General features: G+C 58.5%; 16 protein-coding genes. 6 read left to right on the forward strand and 10 right to left on the reverse strand.

Annotated features, from left to right (window positions below; translation table 11 throughout):
* Positions 1-2: 2 nt before the first annotated feature.
* Positions 3-914, reverse strand: a complete 912-nt coding sequence (gene ubiA / locus HKD32_RS10840) for a 4-hydroxybenzoate octaprenyltransferase (RefSeq protein ID WP_194257978.1) — start codon at positions 912-914, stop codon at positions 3-5.
* A 36-nt stretch (positions 915-950) separates the two neighbouring features.
* Between ubiA and HKD32_RS10845 the strand changes: the two genes are divergently transcribed.
* The 3 genes from HKD32_RS10845 to HKD32_RS10855 all read left to right on the forward strand — a co-directional run bounded on the left by HKD32_RS10845 (position 951) and on the right by HKD32_RS10855 (position 3868).
* The gene (locus tag HKD32_RS10845; RefSeq protein WP_194257979.1) at positions 951-1691 is read left to right on the forward strand and encodes a 16S rRNA (uracil(1498)-N(3))-methyltransferase; all 741 of its coding nucleotides are present in this window, start codon (positions 951-953) and stop codon (positions 1689-1691) included.
* A 75-nt stretch (positions 1692-1766) separates the two neighbouring features.
* Positions 1767-3143, forward strand: coding sequence for a glutamate--cysteine ligase (locus HKD32_RS10850; RefSeq protein ID WP_061931730.1), 1377 nt, complete (start codon positions 1767-1769; stop codon positions 3141-3143).
* A 92-nt stretch (positions 3144-3235) separates the two neighbouring features.
* Positions 3236-3868, forward strand: coding sequence for a LolA family protein (locus tag HKD32_RS10855; RefSeq protein ID WP_061931818.1), 633 nt, complete (start codon positions 3236-3238; stop codon positions 3866-3868).
* Between the two features lie 4 nt (positions 3869-3872).
* Here the strand turns inward: HKD32_RS10855 and rsmI are convergent, their stop codons facing one another.
* Entirely contained in the window at positions 3873-4706 is an 834-nt protein-coding gene (gene rsmI / locus HKD32_RS10860; RefSeq protein ID WP_034881643.1) for a 16S rRNA (cytidine(1402)-2'-O)-methyltransferase, read from the reverse strand.
* 149 nt (positions 4707-4855) lie between these two features.
* Here rsmI and HKD32_RS10865 point away from each other — a divergent pair, with 149 nt between their 5' ends.
* The gene (locus tag HKD32_RS10865) at positions 4856-6148 is read left to right on the forward strand and encodes a penicillin-binding protein activator (protein ID WP_061931732.1); all 1293 of its coding nucleotides are present in this window, start codon (positions 4856-4858) and stop codon (positions 6146-6148) included.
* 127 nt (positions 6149-6275) lie between these two features.
* On the opposite strand, the gene HKD32_RS10870 is transcribed toward HKD32_RS10865, so the two are convergent.
* The 7 genes from HKD32_RS10870 to pdxH form a co-directional block, all read right to left on the reverse strand.
* Positions 6276-6659: a hypothetical protein gene (locus HKD32_RS10870; protein WP_010502410.1), complete on the reverse strand. Its 384-nt coding sequence runs from the start codon at positions 6657-6659 to the stop codon at positions 6276-6278.
* Between the two features lie 164 nt (positions 6660-6823).
* Positions 6824-7738: a lysophospholipid acyltransferase family protein gene (locus tag HKD32_RS10875; RefSeq protein ID WP_061931734.1), complete on the reverse strand. Its 915-nt coding sequence runs from the start codon at positions 7736-7738 to the stop codon at positions 6824-6826.
* On the reverse strand, positions 7735-8718 hold the full coding sequence (gene lpxK / locus HKD32_RS10880; protein ID WP_061931736.1) for a tetraacyldisaccharide 4'-kinase: 984 nt from the start codon (positions 8716-8718) through the stop codon (positions 7735-7737). The genes HKD32_RS10875 and lpxK overlap by 4 nt, the downstream gene beginning before the upstream one ends.
* Entirely contained in the window at positions 8715-10565 is a 1851-nt protein-coding gene (locus HKD32_RS10885; protein WP_228118974.1) for a glycosyltransferase N-terminal domain-containing protein, read from the reverse strand. Before HKD32_RS10885 ends, lpxK begins: the two co-directional genes overlap by 4 nt.
* A gap of 71 nt (positions 10566-10636) precedes the next feature.
* Positions 10637-11347, reverse strand: coding sequence for a polysaccharide lyase family 7 protein (locus tag HKD32_RS10890; RefSeq protein WP_194257981.1), 711 nt, complete (start codon positions 11345-11347; stop codon positions 10637-10639).
* Positions 11348-11430: 83 nt separating this feature from the next.
* Positions 11431-12315, reverse strand: a complete 885-nt coding sequence (locus tag HKD32_RS10895; protein WP_010502415.1) for a universal stress protein — start codon at positions 12313-12315, stop codon at positions 11431-11433.
* A gap of 42 nt (positions 12316-12357) precedes the next feature.
* A complete protein-coding gene (gene pdxH, locus HKD32_RS10900; RefSeq protein WP_194257982.1) occupies positions 12358-12960 on the reverse strand; it encodes a pyridoxamine 5'-phosphate oxidase in 603 nt (200 codons plus the stop codon).
* Positions 12961-13251: 291 nt separating this feature from the next.
* On the opposite strand from pdxH, the gene fabI reads away from it, so the two are divergent.
* Together fabI and aroC are read left to right on the forward strand one after the other, a co-directional pair.
* Positions 13252-14103, forward strand: a complete 852-nt coding sequence (gene fabI / locus HKD32_RS10905; RefSeq protein ID WP_034881234.1) for an enoyl-ACP reductase FabI — start codon at positions 13252-13254, stop codon at positions 14101-14103.
* A gap of 1 nt (position 14104) precedes the next feature.
* The gene (gene aroC / locus HKD32_RS10910; protein WP_063902980.1) at positions 14105-15187 is read left to right on the forward strand and encodes a chorismate synthase; all 1083 of its coding nucleotides are present in this window, start codon (positions 14105-14107) and stop codon (positions 15185-15187) included.
* A gap of 16 nt (positions 15188-15203) precedes the next feature.
* Here aroC and HKD32_RS10915 read toward each other — a convergent pair whose 3' ends face one another.
* On the reverse strand, positions 15204-15635 hold the full coding sequence (locus tag HKD32_RS10915) for an OsmC family protein (protein ID WP_061931748.1): 432 nt from the start codon (positions 15633-15635) through the stop codon (positions 15204-15206).
* Between the last annotated feature and the right edge of the window lie 257 nt (positions 15636-15892).

The following is a 15892-nucleotide window of genomic DNA, read 5'->3' on the forward strand; positions in this document are numbered from 1 at the left end:
GTTCAAAGTCTTCCGCAGATGAAGGCAAGAGCCAGAAGGAAACCGATCGGGACGTTTTGTTTGAACTGGCGCAGGCAGTTCGGTGCGTCGTAGGGGTTAAGCGTACGGGCCTGCTGAAGAAGAAGCAGGCCTGCCACTGCAAAGAACACCCAGAAGCCAAAGTGCAGATGGGCGTGAATGGCGACCAGCCCCAGAGCCAGCAGCATCAGGCTATAGCAGGTGGCGATAAAGGGTTTGGCACGCTTTTCCATAAGGCGGGACGTGGAGCGCACGCCGATGCGTGCATCATCATCCATGTCCTGAAAGCCATAGATGGTATCAAAGCCAAGTTGCCAGAGAATGACGGCACCATAGAGCAGGGCGCCGTTCCCATCCAGGCGCCCACCTGCCGCAGCATAGCCCATGGGGGCCCCGAAACCGAACGTGAAGCCCATGACAAGCTGAGGCCACCAGGTAACACGCTTCGCGGCGGGATACAGGGCCACAAGAATCAGTGCAAAAGGGGCCAGAATCCAGCAGGCCACGGGTAGGCACAGCAAAACACACAGGCCGCAGAAGAGCAGGGCAGCGAGCAGCTTGAGTCCCTGTTTCAGAGAAAGTGCGCCACTGGCCAATGGGCGACCAGCGGTTCGGGCAACCTTGGCATCAATATCGCGATCCCAGATGTCGTTCACGACACATCCGGCAGACCGCATGACAAGGGAGCCGAACGCGAAGAGTGCCGTGTAGAGGACGCGAAGCTCAAGCGGTGCGTCTGGCGCAAGGAAAAGCCCCCACACGCCGGGAAGGAACAGCAACCATGTTCCGACCGGCCGATCCAGCCGGGCCAGAAGCGCGTAGGACCGCCATGGCTCAGGCAGGCGGCCGGTCCAGCCTGTCAGGCTGATATCGGTATGGGGGCTGGTTTTGTTCATCAAAGCCCCTGATGCGTGGCGGAGGCGCTTCCGTCAATGGCTGGAGCGCGCTATCGGAAAAGGATGAGCCGATCTGATCCCCGTCTTTATCTTGAAGTTCCGGATGTCACCTTCACGGAAGGGCTGGAACTTCCGCTTCCTGCTGGTCAGGCCCATTACCTGGGCAATGTCATGCGACAGGCTGTTGGAGACGCTGTTCGTGTTTTCAATGCGACGGACGGGGAGTGGGCTGCGACGATCCAGACCCTTCGCAAAGACCGTGGGACAATTGTCCTTGGGGCAATGGAGCGTCCTCCGCAGCCAACGGACGGTGTGGAGCTTCTGTTCGCGCCGTTGAAGCGGGACGCGACAGAGCTTGTGATCCGCATGGGTACGGAACTGGGCGTGACCGCCTTTCGACCCGTCATTACGGAACGAACCAATACCCATCGTCTGAATCTGGACCGTCTTGCCCTGATTGCGTCCGAGGCTGCTGAACAATGTGAGCGGCTGGATATTCCGATGATTCATCCGCCTGAACCGTTGAAAACCGTTCTCTCTACCTGGCCAGACGACAAGCCGCTTTTTGCGGCGCTGGAGCGTCGGCCTGGCGAAGATGGTCCGTTGAAAGCGGCGGCGCTGCTGATTGGACCGGAAGGCGGATTTTCTGACGCCGAGGTTTTGTTGCTTCAGCGACATCCCGCTGTCCATGCTCTGACGCTGGGGCCGCTTGTGCTGAGGGCCGAGACTGCTGTTTGTGCTGGCCTGGCCCGTCTGGCGCTCAGACGTGGCGCGTGAGGGTGACAGGATCGTCTGACCTGCTACAAGTTCAATCAATATCGAACAACGATTTTAAACCGAGGCAAAACCGCCATGTCCAATCCCGGCACGTCCAATAGCGCAACGATCGAGAATCGGGCGCAGCTCGTCGAGGTTCTGGAGCGTGGCTCCAAGCCGCAGTCTGAGTGGAAGATTGGCACCGAGCATGAAAAGTTCGGGTTTGTGCTGCCGGGACAGGATGACGGGCGTGAGCCGCTGTCGGCTCCTCCCTACGAGCCTAAGGGTATTGGCGCTCTTCTTCAGAAGCTGGAGGGGCCGGACTGGGCGCCGATTCATGATGGAGAGGCGCTGATTGGTCTGGCTGGTCAGAACAGCCAGAAAGGTCGCTCGATTTCCCTGGAGCCTGCGGGGCAGTTTGAACTCTCAGGTGCGCCAGTTGTCTCGCTTCAGGAAACGCAGGCTGAAATGCAGGAGCATTTTGACCTGATTCGTGGTCCGGCTTCCGAGCTTGGAATTGGCTTCCTTCCGTTTGGGTTCCAGCCGCTCTGGGGCCGGGATGCCATGCCGTGGATGCCCAAAAGCCGCTACGCCATCATGCGGAATTACATGCCGAAGGTCGGGAGCCTCGGTCTGGACATGATGACACGGACCTGCACCGTGCAGGTTAATCTGGATTTTGGCAGCGAAGCGGATATGGCCCGCAAAATGCGTGTGTCTCTGGCTCTTCAGCCTCTGGCAACGGCGCTGTTTGCCAATTCGCCTTTCGTGGAAGGCAAGGCCAACGGGTTCATGTCCAACCGTGCCCGCATCTGGACAGATACTGATAACCAGCGTGCAGGTCAGCCTTCTCTGTTCTTCGCAGAAGATTTCAGCTTCGAAAAGTATGTCGACTGGGCGCTGGACGTTCCGATGTATTTCGTCGCCCGCGATGGAAAGAATATTGACGTGAGTGGTTGTTCCTTCCGTCGTTGGCTGAATGGCGAGGCGCAGCCCGGTCTGGAAGGTCTGACCCCGACCATCGGCGATTTCGAAGACCATCTGACGACTGCGTTCCCGGATGTACGCCTCAAGCAGTTCCTGGAAATGCGTGGCGCGGATGCTGGTAAGCCGGAGATGATGGTTGCGCAGTCCGCACTCTGGGTTGGTCTTCTGTATGATCCGGCCACGCTGGAAGCGGCTGAAAAGCTGGTTCTGGAACAGCCTTGGGAGGTTTATCAGCAGCTTCGTGCCGATGTGCCCGCAAAGGGAATGCAGGCTGAATTCCCAGGTGGTCTGAAAGCTCTGGCCAAGCGGGTTCTGACACTGGCAGAGCAGGGACTTCGGGCGCGTGTTCGTAATGAGGCTCACTTCCTCGACCCGCTGCATCTGATTGCAGAAGGTGGCCCGAATCAAGCCGAATACTGGCTGGCCCTTTATGAGGGCGCATGGGGCGGCAGCGTGAAGCCACTGTTCCGCGAAGCTTCGATCTGAAGCTGAACATTCCGGTTTTTATCGGGAGGCGCTATGAATTGGGGAAGCGGGCGCTTTTTGCAACCCGCTCCCCGATCGGTAGTTCCAGAGGGATGATGAACCATCTTTTCTTTCGCGCGGCTGTAGCCAGCGCTTTCATGTCCGTTGCTGCTCTCCCGTTTCCTGCTCTGGCGCAGGCTGTTCCGGCGCAGCTTCGTCCTGTGGATCAGGGATGGATTGCCCGTATTCAGGATACGCTGGGTCAGATTACGGTCCTTCAGGCCCGCTTTCAGCAGATTGCTCCCGACGGTAAAACCGTTGATGGAACGGCGACGCTGGATCGTCCGGGGCGGATGCGTTTCGATTATGACAGCCCAAGCCCGCTTTTGCTGGTCGCGAATGACGGGAAGGTCGTGTTTCAGGATCGCAGCGTCGGACAGGTCACGGTCATTCCGCTGGACCGCACCCCGCTGGGCCTTCTGCTTCGCCCTGACCTGAAACTGTCTGGGGACGTGACTGTTACGGGATTCGAGCGCAAAAGCGGTCAGATCCACCTTCAGGTTGAGAAAACCGATAACCCGGGTGAGGGGAACTTGACCCTCGTATTTTCGGAGGCGCCTTTGGCTCTTCTGGGATGGGAAGTCGTAGATGCGCAGGGGCGAACGACCCGAATTGCTCTGTCGGATGTAAAGACGGGTGGAAGCGTGTCCCAGTCTTTGTTCACGCTTCCAAAATCCGAAGACTGAGGACTTAGCTCTTCATCTCTTTTGAGAGTTCCAGCGCACGGGCATAAACCGTGCGCTTCGGAAGTTTCACGATCCCGGCGACAAGCGTTGCAGCGTCCTTGACCGAATGGCTTTCCAAAGCCTGTCGCAGATGCGTATCCAGATCATCCGCGCCACTGTCATCTTCTGCTGATGGGCCAATCAGAAGCGTGATTTCTCCGCGCGGTGCTGTTGTTTGAAAATGAGCCAGCACTTCTGTGAGCGTTCCGCGCACCATTTCTTCAAAACGCTTCGTCAGTTCGCGACCAACGGCGGCCTCGCGATCGGGCCCGAACACCTCAATCAGATCTTCCAGTGTTTCAACCAGACGATGCGGTGCTTCATACCAGATCAGCGTAGAGCGTACGCCAGCCTGTTCGGCTGCGCGGAGCGTTGCAAAGCCGGTCTTGCGGGCTTCGCTACGCGGTGCCGGAAAGCCCAGAAACATGAAAGGTAGGGGGGGGAGGCCGGACAGGGTCAGAGCAGTGATGACCGCGTTCGGGCCAGGAATGGCCGTAACGGGAATACCAGCGGCAATGGCTGCTCGCACCAGACGGTAGCCGGGGTCTGAGACCAGTGGGGTGCCCGCGTCTGACACGACGGCGTATCGTGCACCTGCAGAAAGTTTTTCAATGAGAAACGGGGTGCGATCCTGTTCGTTGTGATCGTGCAGCGTTCTGGTGGGCGTGGAGATGTTGCGGGACATCAGCAATTTTGCCGTAACCCGCGTATCTTCACATAAAATCGCCTCAACGCTCTGTAAGGTCTCTATCGCGCGTTCGCTGATATCGGCCAGGTTGCCGATTGGCGTCGCAACCAATATCAGTTGTCCCCCCACTTTCGGGCCATGCTCCGATGGCGGGGCGGCCGTTAATATTTCAGCCGTATCGCTCAAGGGAGTTTCAGCGGAACATGACTTTTCGGACATCTGCATCCTCGGTGACGAACTCAAGGCCCTATTCTGGACCGATGAGCCGTCTGCGCAAGGGTGTAAGCACTGGCCTCGCCGCTGGAACCTTCCTGACGCTGACCGCCTGCTCGGGCGGAGGCTCTTCGCTGATCCCGGGTGTGGGCGGTATTCCTGGCTCTAGTCAGGCGCCGGGCGCGCATGATGTTGGCCTGATTCTGCCGCTGACCGGGCGCTACGGAGCCATTGGTGGTCGTATGCGAGACGCCGCCAAGCTCGCTCTTTCTGCCCAAGGGTCTCCAGCGCTGGATATTCATGACAGCAACGCCGCAGGAGGTGCCGCACAGGCAGCGCATGATGCGCTTTCCCGTGGTGATGCGATGATTTTGGGGCCGTTGACCGCTACGGAAACGGCCGCTGTTGCGCCACTGGCTGTGGAAGCAGACAAACCTGTCCTGGCGTTTACGAGCGATTCGACACAGGCGCGTCCGGGCGTCTGGGTCATGGGTCTGACACCGGAGCAGCAGGTTCGTCGCATGGTGGACGCCGCACGGGCGACGGGTCGCAAAACATTTGCTGCATTCCTGCCTGACAATGCGCTTGGTCACGCCATGGCAGAGGGTCTTCAGCGTGCCTGTCGCGATGACGGTCTGAACGAGCCGAAGATCGTTTTCCACGCAATGGATGCCCAGAGCATTGATGATGGCCTGAAGAGCTTGTCGGATATTGCGAACCGTCAGCCTCCTGCTCCTGCGCCGACAGTGCCATCCGGTCCGTCTGCTGTTGACCCGACCGCAGAAGCTGCTCCCGATTCGGCTACTGCTGCCACTCCGGCTCAGGCAACACCTTCGCAGCCTGTTGCAGCCCCTCCTGTTCCGCCGCCGCCGTTTGACGCGCTGGTTCTGGCCGACACCGGTATGGAACTGGGGCATATCATTACGGCTCTGCGCGATGATCACATTGATGCCAGTCAGGTTCAGATCATGGGGCCGGCGCTCTGGAAGGCGTTTGATGGCAAGCTGAGTGCGCTGCATGGTGCCTGGTACGCTGCGCCGGACGCCAAGGATCGCAACGGATATGTCGGGCAATATAAGGCCGTCTACAAGCAGGCACCGTCCCCGGTCACGGACTTTGCCTATGATGCGGCCGCTCTGGCTGGAAGTCTGATGAAGCAGGGTGGCCCTACGACGGCAGCCTTGACACGGCCGGATGGTTATATGGGGGTGGATGGTCTGTTCCGGTTGCGTCCGGATGGGCATGTGACGCGCGCGCTGGCGATCTACCAGATTCAGCGTGGCGGGGGCGCCCGGATTATTGTTCCGGCATCGCGGGATATCGCGGCCCGACCGAGCTAAGAAAGCGTCTTATTTCTTAAAGGAAGAAACACGCGTCTGCGGCGACCAGCGCGTGTTTTTTTATGCCTGCTTTTGGCCAAAACGCCGGGAACAGCAGAAAGAGGCCGTTTGATGCCTCAAAGCGCTGTCAGGCGGCGTATGTTTCTGCCAGCGGCAGGACTGGGCGAATGGTGTGCAGAGCCAGTTCGAAGCTGGCGTAGCTGCCGAGTTCGTGATTTCGCAGATGGTCGATCAGAACCCAGCGCATGCCTTGTGGACGCAGCATGTAGGCAGGGTCGGGATTCTCACGGACCCAGACAAGAACATGCTCGATCGGGGTCGTTCCATCAAAATTGGTAACGCCAGAGTCGACCGGAGTGATCTCTGCATCGAACAGACCCATCCGCATGCCAGCTTCGAGCCACCGGGACAGATATTCACGGTGGCGAGGAAGCACACCCTGTCTCAGGGTAATGACATTACCCCCCATGGAAACGGGGGAAAGGTCAAGAAGGGGAGTTGCCTGCGCCATCAGGTAAGTCCTCATCAAAGCGGGGCGGAAGAGCCCGGTGATTGCGATGAGGTCAGGCTAAAATCCAAACGGGGCCTTTCACAATCTTAAATGACGCGAAAACCCCGTCTGGCGACATAAACTTTCCTCACTGTGGCAAATCTGCCATGCGAAAAACGCATAGCTCAACATGTTGTTGTCATATTCCGATACAGGTCTTTGCTCCAGCGCCGGTGAAGCCAGAGCCAGGACCCAGGGCGTTCCTCAATCCATTCCTGAAGCCGGTCGTTGAGTCGCTGGGTCAGAGCCAGAATGTCAGCCTGTCGATTCTGTGTCGGTTGGAAATCAATGGGTTCGTCTACAACAAGCACGAGTCTCGCTGGACCATCTCGGCGGACATGACCCGTTACGATCAGGGCGTTATGACGCAGCGCAAACACTGCCGTAGCCGAGGCTGTCATTGCGGCGCGGCCAAAGAGCTGAGCCTCGATGCCATCGTTCATTTTCTGGTCGCCCAGGACGCCGAGATGGCCACCTTTTGAGAGATGCCTGAGGGCTGCACGTGCGCCTTTGGAGCCTTTTGGAAACATGGGAACGTCTGCTCCCATCGCTTCCCGTCGAAGGGCATGGATGATGGAATCCACTGTGGGATTGCTTGCCGCGCGGTAGAAAGACGCGAATGGCATGCCGAAACGGGCCACGACCGGCGGCATCAGTTCCCAGTTCCCAATATGGCCGGAAAAGAAAATGATCGGTCGTCCCGTGGCTTTGGCAGCTTCGAGATGTTCCGCCCCTTCAACCTGCCATCCCGGACCAGAGGGCGTGTTCTGCTTCAGGTGTCCAACATGGGGAAACTCTGAAACGGTCCTCCCCAGATTTTCCCAGCAGTCCCGAACGGTTTTGCGGCGTTCGTCGCGGGTCATCTGTGGCATGGCCAGCTGCAGATTCTGGTCTGCTACTTTGGAAACTGGCAAAAGTGGACCGATTGTTCGCGCTACCGATCCACCGAGGGTAGAGGCCACGGAAGGTGGCAGAATGCGGAGCCCGTCCAGCAGGATGCGCACGATCAGGGCTTCTGCCCGGTATGAAAGAGAGGTCATGACAGGGGAAAAAGCAGATCCAGAATATGGTCGGGTGCCTTGGGGTCTGCCCAGAGCAGCTCGACATTGACGACCGTGACCTGCGCCCGAAAGGCAGGAGGAAGTTTGACCGCATCCTTGGCTGTGGTCACCAGAGTGGTGCCGGATTCCCGGCGCAGCGTTTCAAGGCGCTGAATATCATTGTTGGAATAGGTGTGATGGTCCGGGAAGGGCAGGGAGCGCACGGGGGTTACGCCGGCATCCTGCAACATGGAAAAGAACTTTTCCGGCCGGCCAATGCCCGCAAAAGCTACAACGCGCCGCCCTTGAAGACCCCGGATTTCTGGTCCGGGAACAAGTCGGGCCTGCGTTTTGAACAGGAATGGGGGAAGGGTCAGCAGAAGGTTGTGACGGTCGTCGCCAATGATGACCACGACCTGTGCCCGCTTCAGCCCGTCCATGACCGGTTCACGCAATGGGCCAGCCGGCATCACCTGTGCGTTTCCAAAGCCGACTGTGCCGTCCACAACCAGAATTGAAACATCCTTCTGCAGACTCGCATTCTGGAAGCCATCGTCCATCACGATGCAGTCGGCCCCCTGACCAATGGCCAGGCGTGCAGTCTGGCCCCGATCGGGCCCGATCCATGTCGGTGCGGCACGGGCGAGCAGGAGGGGCTCATCGCCCACATCCCTGGCGCTGGCCCGGCCGGGATTGACTTCCAGTGGCCCACGTTCGCGTCCGCCATGACCACGGCTGAGAATATGAGGATGATGTCCACGCTCAATAAGGCGCTGGACCAGATCGAGGGTCAGGGGAGTCTTTCCTGTTCCGCCGACTGTTATGTTGCCGCAGCACAGGACAGGAACAGGGGCCTGAAACCCGGATTTTTTGAGACGGCGGCGTGTCAGGCGAGTCGCAATGGTTCCGAACGGACGCAGCAGAAACGCGGCAGGCCCTATCCGGGGAACGGACCAGAATCGCGGAGCCTGCAGCTTCATCGTTCAAGTGTCTCCAGAATACGAGGGCTCAGCTTCGACACTACGGAGCGCTGAAGTTCCCCCGTCGAAGCTGTGGCATGCGCTGTGGTCATCCACTCTGCCAGAGTAGCGACATCCCTGACGATGTGAAGATAATCCTGAAGCAGGATCATGGCTTCACGCCAGTTGGTCATCAACGGGCCAGTCGCGGTTGGGATCCCCAGCCGCAAAGGCTCAAACGGATTATGTCCGCCGCCTTTGCCAGCCAGGGAATTGCCGATGAAACAACTGTCTGCCAGTCGGTAGAACAGCCCCAGTTCCCCGAGTGTATCTGCAATCCAGACGGAGGTTGTGGCGTCTGGGTCCTGACCCTGAGACCGACGACGATTTAGCCCGAACTGTTGTGCCAGTTCTGCGCCTCGGGAAGGATGACGGGGGATGAGGATGGTCAGCAGATCAGGTGTCCTCTGCCGCGCGATTGCTGCGGCTTCCAGAACCAGGTCTTCTTCGCCTGGATGCGTGGAGGCCGCCACGAACACCGGACGATCACCGATGAGGGCTTTCAGGCGCTTCAGTTCCTGCTCATCGCAGGACAGAGGGGCGGCATCCTGTTTGAGATCCCCGTCTTCATAAACCGGACTGGCATCAAGACTGCGAAAATGTGTGGCGTCTTCAGCCCCGCGAGCCGCGACCCAACTCAGGCGTGAAAACATCCGGCGCGCCAGAGGTCCTGCCTTGGCCCAGCGATGTGCGGAACGATCCGACAATCGGCCATTGACGACCATTGTGGGAATGTTCTGGCGGCAACAGGCTGTAATGATCCCGGGCCAGAGTTCGCTTTCTACAAAAACGGCGCCATTGGGCTTCCAGCGTTTGAGGAAGCGACCGAACCAGCGCGGCACATCATGAGGGATGAAACGATGGAGAACACGTTTGCCAAACTCCGGATGTGTAGCGACGATTTCCGCTCCCGTGACTGTGGCCGTTGTGAACAGAATTTTCAGGTCAGGCTGTCGTGCAAGCAGATCGTCCATTAGCGGGCGGGCACAAAGTGTCTCTCCAACGCTGGCGGCATGGATCCAGAGAAGTTTCCCATTTGGTCGAACACCACCACCCAGACCCATGCGTTCCCGCAATCTGTCTGGTAGTTCACGCCCCCGGTGGACGCGAAGACGAAACATGATGGTGAGGGACGGGGCCAGAAGTGTTCCGATGATGGCCCATAGACGATCCATGATGGAAAAATTCTGTCGCCGTACGGTGCTTTCTGCCTGCTGAGAAACCGTTTCCAGCGCTTTCTTCAAGGTTTCTGCATCGGGTTGGAAAAGTGGTGCCCCCGCAACCAGTGATCCTCTGCCAAAAGGCAGGGGGAATAGCATTCTGTCCCATGAGGGCAGATGGATGCCGTTACAGGCGAGACCCATGGGGATAACGGCGCATTTTGCCAGACGGGAGAGCGCCACTGCGCCGGGCTGGACATCTTCGGCAGGGCCGCGGGGACCATCAGGCGTAATGGCGACGAAAGCACCATCCTTCAGTTCCCGGAGCGCGGTGCGCATGACAGCGGCGCCGCCTTTGTCTTTGCCTTTTCTGGAAGACGATCCGTGGATGCCAATAATTCCCCATGGACGGACGGCGTCGGCAATCAGTAGGCCATCCGCATTTCGGGAAATGAGCACCCTGAGTCGCAGGCGAGGTTCATGAGCGGTTGCCCAGAACCAGAGCGCCGGAGCCAGGGTCAGGGAACGGTGCCAGAAAGCGACCACCAATCCCTGATCTGGCTGTAGCAGAAGATCCCTGGAGTCCTGTGAGCCGCTGACCTGCCAGCGTGTGGAACGCAGGCTGGCACCCAGCCAGATACGGATCATGCGCGCAGGCGATATCATGGGCAGTCGGGTAGCATGGTCCGGGCTGGCTCGCAAAACTCTGTGACAGGTTGTCAGGCTGCCTGATGGTGAACCTGAAGTCCCGTGAACGTTACGCGGGCTGCGTCCGAATGGCTGGGCCTATGAAAACCCTGCTCGCCTGCGATGGCTTCAAACCACAGGGCCTGTGTTGTCGCGGCAGAGGGAAGCGAGAAGTGGTTTGTCGTTCCGTTAACGGAGATCAGCAGTAAACCATTAGGTGTTGTGTGTATGGCGTATCGGACGGTCTGTTGCGGATATACGGTGCCAGCGACTACTTTCTGGGTGGATGTTCCGTTGTTCACAATGGCCAGGACCCTGTCGCCTTCGACTCTGAGTTCGGCAATGACACCCTGCTGGGACGTCAGACGACCAATGGTGATACGGCCGTTCTTTGGGATGCGGTCAATATGCAGGGCGGCTTCCAGATCGGAAGAAGTCTGCTGGAAGTACCAAGCTGAATTTTCGCGCAGAAGGGTCTCGGGAGCAATTGTGCCCCGGACTGGCGGCTGAAGACCATCAGTATGAAGTGTTATGCCGCCCGTTTGCGGGTTGCGGCTATAAAACGGGCTGCTGTAGCCCGAGATCAGCGTGGTGGAAGGAACAAGATGCAGGCTTAGTTGGCCCGACGGTTCCTGAAGAGTGAATGAGGAGATATCCGCTGAAAGGCGGTTATCCATGGCCTGAGCAGATGCGCCTGTAACAGCGGCAAGACAGAAAAGCGGAGCGGCTAGGCGGGAAAGCATGGAACGTCCTTTCCGGAAGGCTGTGTGAAACGTCGGATGACAACTTCAACGCGGAACACCCGGAAAGGACGCATGATCTGATGTCAGCGACTCATGAGAACAGTCAGCTTCATGTTCTCAAGAATATGACGCGTGACGCCGCCAAGGATCATCTGGCGCAGGCGTGAGTGGGAGTAAGCGCCCATACTGAGCATGTCAGCGCCAAAATTTTCAGCGCCTTTGAGCAGACCCGCACCGACGTCCTTGTTGATAGGGTCGCAGGCCTGTGTTGTAGCGGAAATGCCGTGCATCCGCAGATAACGAACCACATCGTCGCCCGTCGGACCGCGGCGCTGATATTCCTGACAGGTCAGAACCTGCACGGCTTCTGCTGTGTGCGCCCATGGCAGGATGCAACGCAGGGCGAGGGACGCCTCAGGCGTGCCATTCCAGGCAATGGCAATACGGCGGCCAACGGTCTTGGGAACGATCGGCGGCGCAATGACAAGCGGGCGACCACTATCAAAGAGAATGGCGTGCAGCGTCTCGGATGCCCGAGGGTCTGTAGCGGAAATGAGATTCGGCACGAGCGTCATGTCCGCCAGGCGTGAACGCCATGTCAGCGCGTCATGCTCCGTCCCGTCCAGGACTTCGAGGCTGGCACTGACACCCTCCCCAAGGGTCATGCCGATTTTGGAGGCTTCGACGCGGCGGATGCCGTTCTGATGCACGAAAGTATCGAAGCTGTGGCGAATCTTGATGGCACGACGATGGGCTTCTGTAGCTGCCGCATCGATCATTTCCGTGACCATGCCGGCAGAAATGCCTTCGCCGGCCAGTGTCGCCACTTCGGTCGGATCTGATCCGACAACGACAGCAGAAAGATGCGCGTTGAAACGATGTGCAAAGTCCAGAGCGACCGACATGACGGAGTCAAGGTCGTCGGCCCCGGTGAGGGGGAGAAGGATATTCTTGATTTCGATAAGCATAACGTAAGGCTCCCCACCTATGGAAAAGGATGTTCTGTCTCTTTACGGATAAAGACGCGTGACGTTCCATCCGGATCCCTCACGAGTCCATAATGCACGGTCATGGAGGCGGAAAGGGCGGTCCTGCCAGAACTCGATGGCGTCTGGACTGACGCGGAAACCGGTCCAGTTGTTCGGGCGCGGAATCGGACCATCGCCATATTTTTCTTCTGCGGCCTTCAGGCGCTCTTCAAAAGTGCTGCGGTCATCCAAGGGGCGGGACTGGTCAGAGGCAATGGCCCCAAGGCGGGACATGGGCGAGCGGCTGGCGAAATACGCATCCGCCTCTTCTTCACTGACCTGCGTAACCGGTCCTTCGATCCGGATCTGCCGACGCAGGGATTTCCAGTGGAACAGCAGGGCGACATGAGGGTTGGTCAGCAGATCGCGACCCTTGTGGCTCTCTACATTTGTGTAAAAAACAAAACCTTGTTCATCCATGCCCTTAAGCAAAAGCATACGCACAGAGGGACGACCGTCGGGTGTCGAGGTTGCAACAGCCATGGCGTTGGGATCATTAGGCTCGGACGCTTCCGCGTCTGACATCCATGTCGCGAACAGTGCGAATGGATCGGCAGTCAGATCGATAAGGGGCTGAGAGGGCATGGAAGTCTCCTGAAGCAGCGGGGACGGCCCCGAAAGGGCAGGACAAGAACCATAGCGGTTCCGTCCGGTTCCCGGAACAGAGCCGATCAATCGACGGTCCCGAATATAGTGTCGCCTACATTATATAGAGGACGAAAGAAGAGATGCCTTGACCTGTCTCATGGGCTGGAAATCCACACTGCGGCTGAAAACTGCCATCGAAGAGGCATTGAGTGTCGTGTTACTCTTGTTTGCTGGCATCTCTTGTGCGACCACGGCGCTAATACGCCAATGCGATTCAGGAAACCTCCAATGTCTGAAACAGAAGACAACATCCCGGCTCCCGTGACCGGCACCCTCATGAAGGGTAAGCGCGGTGTCATCATGGGCGTCGCTAATAAGCACTCCATCGCCTGGGCGATTGCCAGCGCCTGTGCTGCACAGGGGGCCGAACTGGCTTTTACCTACCAGGGTGAGGCTCTTGGCAAGCGCGTTCGTCCGCTGGCAGAGAGCGTTGGCTCTGATCTGGTTCTGCCCTGTGACGTCAGCGATGATGCCGCGATCGATGCCACCTTCGACGAGATCGAAAAGAAGTGGGGCAAGATCGACTTCGTGCTTCACGCCATTGCCTTTGCTGACAAGCAGTACCTTCGTGGCCGTTACATCGATACGCCGCGTGATGCCTTCCTGCAGGCCATGGATATCTCCTGCTATTCTTTCGTGTCCGTCGCCCGTCGTGCGTCTGCCATGATGAATGCCGGCGGTTCGTTCCTGAGCATGACCTATCTCGGTGCCGAGCGCGTCATGCCGCATTACAACGTTATGGGTGTTGCCAAGGCCGCTCTTGAAGCCTCCGTGCGTTACATGGCGGCTGACCTTGGTCGTGACGATATCCGTGTGAACGGTATCTCCGCAGGCCCGATCATGACGCTGGCGGCCAATGGTATCAGTGACTTCCGCTATATCCTGCGCTGGAACCAGCTCAACGCCCCGATGGAGCGTAACGTGACCCTGAAGGATGTTGGCGGTTCGGGCATGTACCTGCTCTCCGATCTTTCCAGCGGCGTGACGGGCGAAATCCATCATGTGGATTGCGGCTATCACACGGTTGGCATGAAGAACCCGGCCGCTCCGGATATCGCAGCTGTCAGTTCCGGGGACTGACATGTCAGACAACAGCTTCGGGCAACTTTTTCGTGTTACCACCTGGGGTGAGAGCCACGGGCCAGCCATTGGCTGTGTCGTGGATGGCTGCCCGCCCCGCCTGAAGCTGTCCGAAGCGGACATCCAGCCTTGGCTTGACCGTCGTCGGCCGGGGCAGTCCCGCTTTACGACCCAGCGGCGGGAGCCGGATCAGGTCCGGATCCTGTCGGGGGTCTTTGAAGGCCAGACGACTGGCACGCCCATCTCGCTCATGATCGAGAATACCGATCAACGGTCGAAAGATTATGGTGAGATTGCCCAGAGTTATCGTCCGGGCCATGCCGATATTGCTTATGATCTGAAATATGGCATCCGTGATTACCGTGGTGGTGGGCGCTCGTCCGCTCGTGAAACGGCCATGCGTGTCGCGGCCGGTGCCGTGGCCCGTGTGCTTTTGAAAACTCTGGTCGGGGAGGGCGTAAAGATTCGCGCGGCCCTGACAGGGATCGGCGGTCAGACGATTGATCCGACCCGGTGGGACTGGGACGAAGTGGAGCGCAATCCCCTCTGGTGCCCGGACGCTGCAAGCGTCGGTCCTTGGGAAGAGCTGCTCGACTCCATTCGCAAGGACGGCTCCTCCATCGGGGCGACTGTTGAGGTTGTTGCTGAAGGCCTCCCGCCGGGTCTCGGTGCGCCAGTCTACGGCAAACTGGATGCAGACCTTGCCGGTGCTCTGATGGGCATCAACGGTGTGAAAGGCGTTGAGATCGGTGATGGTTTTGCCGTCGCCGCTCTTCGTGGTGAGCAGAACGCAGACCCGATCGCGCCGGGGCCGCAGTTCGCGTCAAACCATGCGGGCGGCATCCTTGGAGGCATCTCCACAGGGCAACCGATCGTGGCCCGTTTTGCCATCAAGCCAACCAGTTCGATCCTGACGCCCGTGCCCAGCATTAATAGTGCAGGGGATTCGGTGGAGGTTCGCACCAAGGGACGGCACGATCCGTGTATCGGTATTCGTGCCGTGCCTGTGGCGGAAGCCATGATGGCCTGTGTTCTGGCAGACCATCTGCTGCGCAATCATGCGCAGTGCGGCTGGGATAACTGATCCCAGCCTCTCCGTTTTAGCTGGCGAGCTTGGCGTCCAGGGTGATCTCTGTATTGAGAACCTTGGACATCGGGCAGCCGATCTTGGCCTTGTTGGCGGCATCAAGGAAGTCAGATTCCGTCGCGTTTGGAACCACGCCGCGAAGCGTCAGATGGGCCTTCGTAACGGCGAAGCCATCACCAACCTTATCCAGGGAAATTGTCGACTCCGTATCGAGAGAGTCGGCCGTAAAGCCTGCCTCACCGAGAATCAGAGATAGCGCCATTGTGAAGCAGCTCGCATGGGCCGCGCCGAGCAGTTCTTCCGGGTTCGTGCCGGGCTTGTCTTCGAATCGCGTGTTGAAACCATAAGGCTGATCCTGAAGGGCGCCGCTCTGCGTCGAGATGGTGCCTTTGCCTTCCTTGATGGTGCCGCTCCAGTGAGCCGAAGCTTTCTTGTTGATGGTCATGAGATGCTCTCCGCGTGTTGGGGTCGGGGTCTCCAACGTGAGGAGCCGGTCTTCGGTTGCCGTTAAAATCGTTTCCCTCTGTGGTTGTGATGTCACGGTCCGAAAACTGCTTGGGGATGAATGGGAACTCATGGCAGTTTTCTGCGATTGCCCCAATATATAGGGGTGTGGATCATTTTTGCCCCTAAATATGGATGACTCCAAATTCACAGGTCTCTCCATTTTGCAAGCGAAGAGTTCGCTTGCAGTGGGCACGG

Source organism: Gluconobacter japonicus (assembly GCF_015244665.1).
Lineage (GTDB): Bacteria > Pseudomonadota > Alphaproteobacteria > Acetobacterales > Acetobacteraceae > Gluconobacter > Gluconobacter japonicus.

What these genes read in the sequence shown, in the direction of transcription:
- ubiA (WP_194257978.1), bottom strand. Translation starts at nt 914, where the DNA reads ATGAACAAAACCAGCCCCCATACCGATATCAGCCTGACAGGCTGGACC.
- HKD32_RS10845 (WP_194257979.1), top strand. Translation starts at nt 951, where the DNA reads ATGGCTGGAGCGCGCTATCGGAAAAGGATGAGCCGATCTGATCCCCGT.
- HKD32_RS10850 (WP_061931730.1), top strand. Translation starts at nt 1,767, where the DNA reads ATGTCCAATCCCGGCACGTCCAATAGCGCAACGATCGAGAATCGGGCG.
- HKD32_RS10855 (WP_061931818.1), top strand. Translation starts at nt 3,236, where the DNA reads ATGATGAACCATCTTTTCTTTCGCGCGGCTGTAGCCAGCGCTTTCATG.
- HKD32_RS10865 (WP_061931732.1), top strand. Translation starts at nt 4,856, where the DNA reads ATGAGCCGTCTGCGCAAGGGTGTAAGCACTGGCCTCGCCGCTGGAACC.
- HKD32_RS10870 (WP_010502410.1), bottom strand. Translation starts at nt 6,659, where the DNA reads ATGGCGCAGGCAACTCCCCTTCTTGACCTTTCCCCCGTTTCCATGGGG.
- HKD32_RS10875 (WP_061931734.1), bottom strand. Translation starts at nt 7,738, where the DNA reads ATGACCTCTCTTTCATACCGGGCAGAAGCCCTGATCGTGCGCATCCTG.
- lpxK (WP_061931736.1), bottom strand. Translation starts at nt 8,718, where the DNA reads ATGAAGCTGCAGGCTCCGCGATTCTGGTCCGTTCCCCGGATAGGGCCT.
- HKD32_RS10885 (WP_228118974.1), bottom strand. Translation starts at nt 10,565, where the DNA reads ATGATCCGTATCTGGCTGGGTGCCAGCCTGCGTTCCACACGCTGGCAG.
- HKD32_RS10890 (WP_194257981.1), bottom strand. Translation starts at nt 11,347, where the DNA reads ATGCTTTCCCGCCTAGCCGCTCCGCTTTTCTGTCTTGCCGCTGTTACA.
- HKD32_RS10895 (WP_010502415.1), bottom strand. Translation starts at nt 12,315, where the DNA reads ATGCTTATCGAAATCAAGAATATCCTTCTCCCCCTCACCGGGGCCGAC.
- pdxH (WP_194257982.1), bottom strand. Translation starts at nt 12,960, where the DNA reads ATGCCCTCTCAGCCCCTTATCGATCTGACTGCCGATCCATTCGCACTG.
- fabI (WP_034881234.1), top strand. Translation starts at nt 13,252, where the DNA reads ATGTCTGAAACAGAAGACAACATCCCGGCTCCCGTGACCGGCACCCTC.
- aroC (WP_063902980.1), top strand. Translation starts at nt 14,105, where the DNA reads ATGTCAGACAACAGCTTCGGGCAACTTTTTCGTGTTACCACCTGGGGT.
- HKD32_RS10915 (WP_061931748.1), bottom strand. Translation starts at nt 15,635, where the DNA reads ATGACCATCAACAAGAAAGCTTCGGCTCACTGGAGCGGCACCATCAAG.